5 protein-coding genes are annotated in these 7,751 nt (G+C 72.6%); 3 read left to right on the top strand and 2 right to left on the bottom strand.

Going from position 1 to position 7,751, the window contains the following annotated elements; all coding sequences use genetic code 11:
- Positions 1-1,564, bottom strand: a 1,564-nt coding sequence (locus DLJ47_RS31365; RefSeq protein ID WP_109905461.1) for an aldehyde dehydrogenase family protein, incomplete at its 3' end; no start/stop codon positions are given.
- Positions 1,565-1,996: 432 nt separating this feature from the next.
- Positions 1,997-2,716 (bottom strand): LPXTG cell wall anchor domain-containing protein, encoded by a 720-nt coding sequence (locus DLJ47_RS31360; protein ID WP_158289916.1) that lies wholly within the window; start codon positions 2,714-2,716, stop codon positions 1,997-1,999.
- A 385-nt stretch (positions 2,717-3,101) separates the two neighbouring features.
- On the opposite strand from DLJ47_RS31360, the gene DLJ47_RS31355 reads away from it, so the two are divergent.
- From DLJ47_RS31355 to DLJ47_RS31345, 3 genes are all read left to right on the top strand, one after another.
- Positions 3,102-5,681 (top strand): glycoside hydrolase family 9 protein, encoded by a 2,580-nt coding sequence (locus tag DLJ47_RS31355; protein ID WP_109905457.1) that lies wholly within the window; start codon positions 3,102-3,104, stop codon positions 5,679-5,681.
- 78 nt (positions 5,682-5,759) lie between these two features.
- On the top strand, positions 5,760-6,290 hold the full coding sequence (locus DLJ47_RS31350) for a DUF488 domain-containing protein (protein ID WP_109905463.1): 531 nt from the start codon (positions 5,760-5,762) through the stop codon (positions 6,288-6,290).
- Between the two features lie 143 nt (positions 6,291-6,433).
- Positions 6,434-7,751 (top strand): RNA-guided endonuclease InsQ/TnpB family protein (locus tag DLJ47_RS31345; RefSeq protein ID WP_342447657.1); only part of this gene is annotated, 1,318 nt, incomplete at its 3' end.

Raw genomic sequence — 7,751 nt, 5'->3', positions numbered from 1 at the left:
AGGTGGTGGGGTAGCTGCTGTAGTCGGGGAAGTTGCCGTAGAGGCGGTTGTCGCCGCCCTGGGTGACGGCCTGTACCAGCAGGTCGCCGCCGACGAAGGCGCCCTTCCAGGAGGCGCCCCGGCCGCCGAACGGCTCGTCCCGGTCGCCCCGGGAGCGGGGCTTGTTGATGCCCACCTTGAACGCCTGCAGGTCCACCGCGAGCTTGCCGGCCAACTCCTCGTCGTCGCAGGCGAGCGAGGCCACCAGCGCGCCGTTGGAGGCGTTCATCTGGGCCAGCAGTTCGTCGGTGGTGTCCACCACCACGATGGTGTCGACCGGCCCGAACGGTTCGGCGTGCATCAGTCGGGACCGGCCGGGCGGGGCGAGCAGCACCGCCGGCGCCACGTACGCGGAGGTGTCCTGCCCGTCCAGGAACGGCGCCCCATCGAGCTTGCCCCGGTGCAGCGGCACCGCGCCGCCGCGTACCGCCTCGTCGACCTTGCGGCGCAGCTCGTCGGCCTTGGCGGCGCTGATCAGCGGGCCGAAGTCCAGTTCCGGCAGCGGGTCGCCGGCCCGCCAGGTCTCGTCCACCGCGAGTGGATGCCCGAATCGGATCGAGGAGACCACCGGCAGGTACATGTCGAGGAACTCGTCGACCAGGTCCCGCTGGACCACGAACCGGGGGTACGCGGTGCAGCGCTGCTTGCCGTACTCGAAGCCCTTCTTCAGGTGCCCGGCGAGCAGGTCCCACTGGGAGAAGTTCCACACGCCCCAGGCGTTGAGCCCCTCCTGCTCGATGAAGTGCCGCTTGTCGGAGTCGAGCAGCGCGGCGGCCACCTTGCCGCCGTTGGACCGGCCACCGACGAACGCCACCGCGCCGATCTCCGGCGCCCGGACCAGCACCTCGGAGAGTTCCTCGCCACTGCCGGAGACGAGTGTGGCGGGCAGCCCGGCCCGGCGCATCAGCGCGTGCGCCACGGTGAGGCAGACCGCGCCGCCCTGCGACGGCGTCTTGGCGATGACCGCGTTGCCGGCCAGCAGCTGCACCAGTTCCGCGTGCACCAGCACACTCATCGGGTAGTTCCAGGACGCGATGTTGCTGACCGGGCCGGGCAGCGGCTCCCGGCCGTCGGCGAGCATCCGGTCGATCTCACCGACGTACCAGCGCACGCCGTCCAGCGCGCGGTCCACGTCGGCGCAGGCCAGCCGCCACGGCTTGCCGATCTCCCAGACCAGCAGCAGGGCGAGCAGGTCGCGGTGCGCGGTGAGCGCGTCGAGCGCGTCGGTGACCCGGGCCTTCCGGTCGGCCAGCGGGGTGGTGGCCCAGCCCCGGTGCGCGGCGGCGGCGTGCGCCACGGCGGCCCGGGCGCTCTCCGCGTCCAGCCGGGGCAGGTTGACCAGGACGGTGTTGTCCACCGGGGTGCGTACCGGGGTGGGCGCCCCGACCGCGCGCCAGTCGCCCTCGACGAGGTTGTGCAGGGTGGTGACGCCGTCGGCCGGTGGGCCGAACGCCTCCGGGGCGGCGGCCACCGCGCGGGCGAGGGTGTCCGACCAGGCGGTGCCGTCGGCGAGTCGTAGAGCCATCGCGATCTCCTCAGGGTCGTCCAGGGGAGCGGCGGCGTCGATGGCACCGCTTGGTGTCGCGTACTGTCGCGCGCCGCGCAGCGGCCCGGCAACAGTACGTTCGTATGCCGGAACGCGAGGCCCGCGAAAAGTCGGTCCCGACCGCGACCAGCGGTCGCGTCCGATCGCGTTGAGCTGGGCGTACGCGATCAAAGAATCCAGGATAATCGATGATGTGACGTATCTCCGGGCGCCGTCGACCGGGTTACCCGTGAGTACGGATCCCGGACCGGAACGGATCAGACCCGGACCCGCCGTGGTGCCCGCCCGACGCCACCGGCGACCGCGACGGGTGTGCCGTGGGGTGGGTCGCGCGGCGGTCGGCGGTACGGAGCTGGATACGCGAGCGGCCGCCGGACAGGTGTCCGGCGGCCGCTCGGGCGCTGCGTCAGATCAGCTGGTGAAGGTGATGTTGTCCCGCCGGCGGCGCAGCACCAGCAGGATGCCGCCGCCGATCAGGGCGAGGCCGCCCAGCGCGATGCTGGTCGCCGCCACGCCGGTGATGGGCAGGCTGCCGCCGCCGTCACCGCCGCCGTCACCGCCCGGCGTCGCGGGGGTGCTCTCACCGGGCGTGGTCTCCCCGCCGGTCGGCGTGGTCGTGGGGGTACCCGGCGTCTCGCACGGCGCCAGCCAGAAGACCTTGTGCTTGGCGTCGGAGGACTTGCCGTCCACCAGGTCGACGTCGAGCTTGAGGTGGTAGCCGTGCTTCGGATGCGCGGTGAGGCCGGCGAGGTCGAGGTCCTTGGCGGAAAGCTTGATGACCTCGTCGTGGTCGTTCTCCGCGCCGGAGGCGGGGTCGGTGCTGATGATCCGGTTCTTGACCGACCAGACCACCTTGTCCTTGCCGGACGGCGGCTGCGCGGTCAGCGTGATGTCGGCTGCCTGGTTCGTGTCGAAGTTGAAGAACTCCAGCTCGAAGTCGCACGTCACGTGCGGCTGGTTGTCGACCTTGTCCTCGAACTCCTGGCCGTCGATCTTCACCGTGCCGTTGTCGCCGGCAGGGTTGTGGCCGCCCGGGGCCGCCTGGGACAGGGGTGCGACGCTCGCCCAGGCCGGGGTGGCGGGGATGAGGCAGGCCGTGGCGGCGGCGAGGGAAATGGCCGCGCGCGCCACGCGCCGACGCTGTGGCATGAGGATTCCTCCGGAGTGGATCGAGGGGACAGCACATGATCGCACGGACGGTGACCGTCGTCGACATCAGGTGATCGGCCTGACCTGCGCGGACGTGCCGCCGGAAGCGGCCGGTTCGGCGAAATCCACTACTCTCCGCAGGCGTGTCGCTGTAACAGAAACGCTCGATATGACGCTGCGCCCGCTCCGCGGGCGGAAGCGAGGCGCCGCCGCCGGCCGGTCTTCCCAAATCGGTGAGGGCGAGATTACATTGCTGATTGTCCATGGGAGCGCTCCCGGACCCCGCGGCCCACCCACCACCGCCGCCGGCAGTCCACGTCGGATCCGCCGACGTCCCGCCCGGCGGCGCCACCGACAGGAGCACGCCATGCCCCATCCGAGACGGCCCCGACCGGCCGACCAACCCTGGCCGCGTCGCCTGCTGGCCGCCGGCACCGCGCTCGCCGCCGGGCTCGCCCTCGCGGTCGCCGCGCCGGCCCCGCCCGCATCCGCCGCACCCGCGTTCAACTACGCGGAGGCGTTGCAGAAGTCGCTCCTGTTCTACGAGGCGCAGCAGTCCGGCCGGCTACCGGACTGGAACCGGGTCTCCTGGCGGGGCGACTCGGCAGTGACCGACGGCGCCGACGTGGGCCTCGACCTCACCGGCGGCTGGTACGACGCAGGCGACCACGTGAAGTTCGGCTTCCCGATGGCGTTCAGCGCCACCATGCTCGCCTGGGGCGCGGTCGAGTACCGGGCCGGCTACGCCGCCACCGGTCAGCTCCCGCATCTGCTCGACAACCTGCGCTGGGTCAACGACTGGTTCATCAAGGCGCACCCGGCGCCGAACGTCCTCTACGGACAGGTCGGCAAGGGCGACGACGACCACAAGTGGTGGGGGCCGGCCGAGGTGCTGCCGATGGCGCGGCCCGCGTACAAGATCGATGCCAGCTGTGGCGGCGCGGACCTGGCCGGCGAGACGGCGGCGGCGATGGCCGCGTCCTCGATGGTGTTCCGCCCCACCGACCCCAGCTACGCCGACACGCTGCTCGGCCACGCCCGGCAGCTCTACACCTTCGCCGACACGGTGCGCAGGAGCTACCACGAGTGCATCACCGACGCCACGAACTTCTACCGCTCCTGGAGCGGCTGGCAGGACGAACTGGTCTGGGGCGCGATCTGGCTCCACCGGGCCACCGGCGAGGCCGCCTACCTGGCCAAGGCGGAGAGCGAGTACGACAGGCTCGGCACCGAGAACCAGACCACCACCCGGTCCTACAAGTGGACCATCGCCTGGGACAACAAGCAGTTCGGCGCGTACGTGCTGCTGGCCAACCTGACCGGCAAGCAGAAGTACGTCGACGACGCCAACCGCTGGCTGGACTGGTGGACCGTCGGGGTGAACGGGCAGCGGGTGGCGTACTCGCCGGGCGGGATGGCCGTGCTCGATTCCTGGGGCGCGTTGCGCTACGCCGCGAACACCGCCTTCGCCGCCCTGGTCTACAGCGACCGGACCACCGACGCCACCCGCAAGGCGCGCTACCACGACTTCGCCGTCCGGCAGATCGGCTACGCGCTCGGCGACAACCCGCGCAACTCCAGCTACGTGATCGGCTTCGGGGCGAACCCGCCGCGCAACCCGCACCACCGCACCGCGCACGGCTCCTGGTGGGACAGCCAGACCGTGCCCACCGAGACCCGGCACACCCTGTACGGCGCGCTGGTCGGCGGCCCCTCCGCGGCCAACGACGCCTACACCGACAACCGCTCCGACTACGTGATGAACGAGGTGGCCACCGACTACAACGCCGGCTTCACCTCGGCGCTGGCCCGGCTCGCCCAGGAGTACGGCGGCACCCCGCTGGCGAACTTCCCCACCCCGGAGACCCCGGACCTGGACGAGCTCACCGTGGAGACCACGGTGATGCAGGCCGAGCCGCGGGCCACCGGGCTGAAGGCGATCGTCTACAACCGGTCCGGCTTCCCGGCCCGGGCGCTCACCGACGGCCGGTTCCGGTACTACTTCCGCCCGGACGGCCCCGGCCCGGTGCAGGTCACCCCCGGCTACACCCAGGGCTGCCCGGCGCCGACCAGCGCCCGGCAGCACTCCGGTGACATCTGGTACGTCGAGGTGGACTGCACCGGGCACACCATCGCCCCGGCCGGCCAGTCCCAGCACCGGATGGAGGTGCAGTTCAAGGTCGGCGTGCCGGAGGGCGGCACCTGGGACCCGACCAATGACCCGTCCTACCAGGCCGACACCGGTCCCAACCGGAGGGTGCCGCTCTACTCCGGCGGCACCCGGGTCTGGGGCGAGGAGCCCGGCCCCGCCACGCCGGACACCACCGCACCGACCGTGCCGGGCACCCCGGTCGCCTCGGCGCTGACGCCGACCGGCCTCACCCTGACCTGGCCCGCCGCCACCGACGCCGGTGGCAGCGGCCTGGCCGGCTACGAGGTCACCCAGGAGCAGGTCGGCAGCGACGCGCTGGTCCTGCTGACCGCCGCCACCAACTCCCTCGCGGTGACCGGGCTGACGCCGGAGCGGACGTACCGGTTCTCGGTGCGGGCGCGCGACGGCGCCGGCAACCGCTCGGCCGCCTCGCCGGTGCTGGAGGTGACCACCCCGGTCACCCCAACGCCGACCGGCGACTGCCGGGTCGGGTACGTCACCAGCGACTGGAGCACCGGCTTCACCGCGAACATCACCATCACGAACACCGGCACCGCCACGCTGAACGGGTGGACCCTCACCTTCAGCTTCCCGAGCACCGGGCAGCGGGTCGGGCAGGGCTGGTCGGCGACGTACAACCAGACCGGGACGGCGGTGACCGCGACGAACGTCTCCTACAACGGCGGGTTGGCGCCGGGGGCCTCGACCAGCTTCGGCTTCAACGGCACCCACACCGGCAGCAACCCGAAACCCACCGCCTTCACCCTCAACGGCGCCCCCTGCGCCCTGGGCTGACCACCGCTCCGTCGAGATCCTGGGCAGTTACCGTCGCCGCGAACGGTAGCTGCCCAGGATTCGGGGCAGGATGTGGTGGTGCAGCGGGCGCTGGTGACCGTCGGGCACGGGCCGGCCGACCGGGCCCGGCTCGGCGAGCTGCTGGCCGGGGCGGGGATCGAGCTGGTCGTGGACGTGCGCCGGTTCCCCGCCAGCCGCACCAACCCCGACGTCCGCCGGGAGGAGCTGGAACGCTGGCTGCCGCGGGCCGGGATCGACTACCGCTGGGAGCCGCGGCTGGGCGGCCGGCGGCACACCCCGGCCGGCACGCCGGAGCCGGACACCTGGTGGACGGTGGCGGCGTTCCGGGCGTACGCGGCGTACACCCGCACGCCGGACTTCCGGGCGGCGCTCGGCGCGGTGCTGGCCGACGCGGCGGCCCGGACCACGGCGGTGATGTGCAGCGAGAGCGTCTGGTGGCGCTGCCACCGGCGGTTGATCGCCGACGTCGCGGTGCTCGGCCACGACGTGCCGGTGCACCACCTGATGCCGGACGGCCGGCTCGCCCCGCACCGGCCGGCCGCCGGCGCCCGCCGCGACGGCGACCACGATCTCGTCTGGGACGGCTGACCGCCGCCCGCCGCGACGGCGACCACGATCTGGCCTGGAACGGCTCGGCGACCTCGGCGGCTGGCTAGTGCGGTGGCCATTAACGTTGGCCAGGTTGGTTTTGGTTGGGGGAAGTGTCGTAGGGGTGGTGTTGGGTTTGGTTCGTGCCTCGTCGTCGGGATGTTGCCGCGCCGCGGGTCGTGTATCGCACGGCTCGGGTGGGGGTGCGGGTGACGGCGGGGCAGCGGCGGCGCTGTTTCGGTCTGCTGCGTTCGGCGGGTGACGTGTGGGCGTGCGTGTTGGAGGTCAATGCGTGGCGGCGCCGCCGCGGGGACGCGCCGCTGGTGGGTTATCAGGGGTTGTGTCGGGAGTTGGCCGCGTCCCGGCCTGGGACGTTCGGTGAGCTGGACTCGGTTGGGGCGCGGTCGGTGTTGCGGCGGTTCTCCGATGCGTGGTTCGCGGCCGCGAAACGCCGTCAGGCGGGTGATGTGTCGGCGCGGTTCCCGCGGCGGCGGCGGGGGTTGCTGCCGGTGCGCTGGTATCACGGCACGTTCAGCCTAGATGGGCGTCGGGTGCGGATCCCGACGGCGAAGGGCAGCGCGCCGGTGTGGGTGCGCCTGTCGCGGGAGGTGCCGTACCCGGTAGAGCAGGTCCGGTCGATCGCCCTGCTGTGTGAGGGTGGCCGTTTGTTCCTGGACGTGACGGCCGAAGTCGCGATCACCAGGTACCCGCTGGGCGAGGAGCCGGATCCGGGCCGGGTGGCCGGGGTGGACCTGGGAATCATCCACCCGTACGCGGTGGCCGGTCCCGGTGGGAAAGCTCTGTTGGTGTCGGGGCGGGCGATCCGCGCCGAGCACCGCATGCACCTGGCCGACACCAAAACCCGGCGCCGCGCCGTCGCCCGTCGTGCCCCGAAACCGGGCCAGCGAGGCTCACGCCGGTGGCGGCAGTACCGGCGTCGGGCCCGGTTGGTGGAGGGCCGGCATCGGCGGCGGGTCCGCCAAGCCCAACACGAAGCCGCCCGCACGGTCATCACCTGGGCCCAACAGCAGCGAATCGGGACCCTGCACGTGGGTGACCCCCGCGGGGTGCTCCACATCGCCGCGGGGCGGCGGCACAACCTGCGGCTACGGCAGTGGCAGATCGGAAGACTTCTGCAGGTCCTTACCGACAAGGCCACCCTCGCCGGCATCACCGTCCGACTCGTCGACGAACGTGGCACCTCCTCCACCTGCCCCACCTGCCACCGGCGGGTCCCGAAACCTCGTGGACGGGCCCTGACCTGCCCCCACTGCGCATTCGCCGGGCACCGCGACCTCGTTGCGGCCGCCACCATCGCCACCCGGGTACCGGGCGGCGGACCCACCACCGCAGCCATGCCCGTGCTGCCGGGGGTGGTCACGCACCGTCGAGCCGGCCGGCACCTACCCGGCGCCGGCCAGTCCCGACGTGACCCCCGCCGCCCACCCCGGGCGGCGCGAG

Source organism: Micromonospora sp. S4605 (genome assembly GCF_003176715.1).
GTDB classification, from domain to species: domain Bacteria; phylum Actinomycetota; class Actinomycetes; order Mycobacteriales; family Micromonosporaceae; genus Micromonospora; species Micromonospora echinaurantiaca.
Note: the sequence above shows the minus strand (reverse complement) of the source record. Positions and strands in the feature narration are given on the sequence as shown.

Excerpts from the sequence above, each read along its gene's own strand:
- DLJ47_RS31355 (WP_109905457.1), top strand. The coding sequence starts at position 3,102 with ATGCCCCATCCGAGACGGCCCCGACCGGCCGACCAACCCTGGCCGCGT.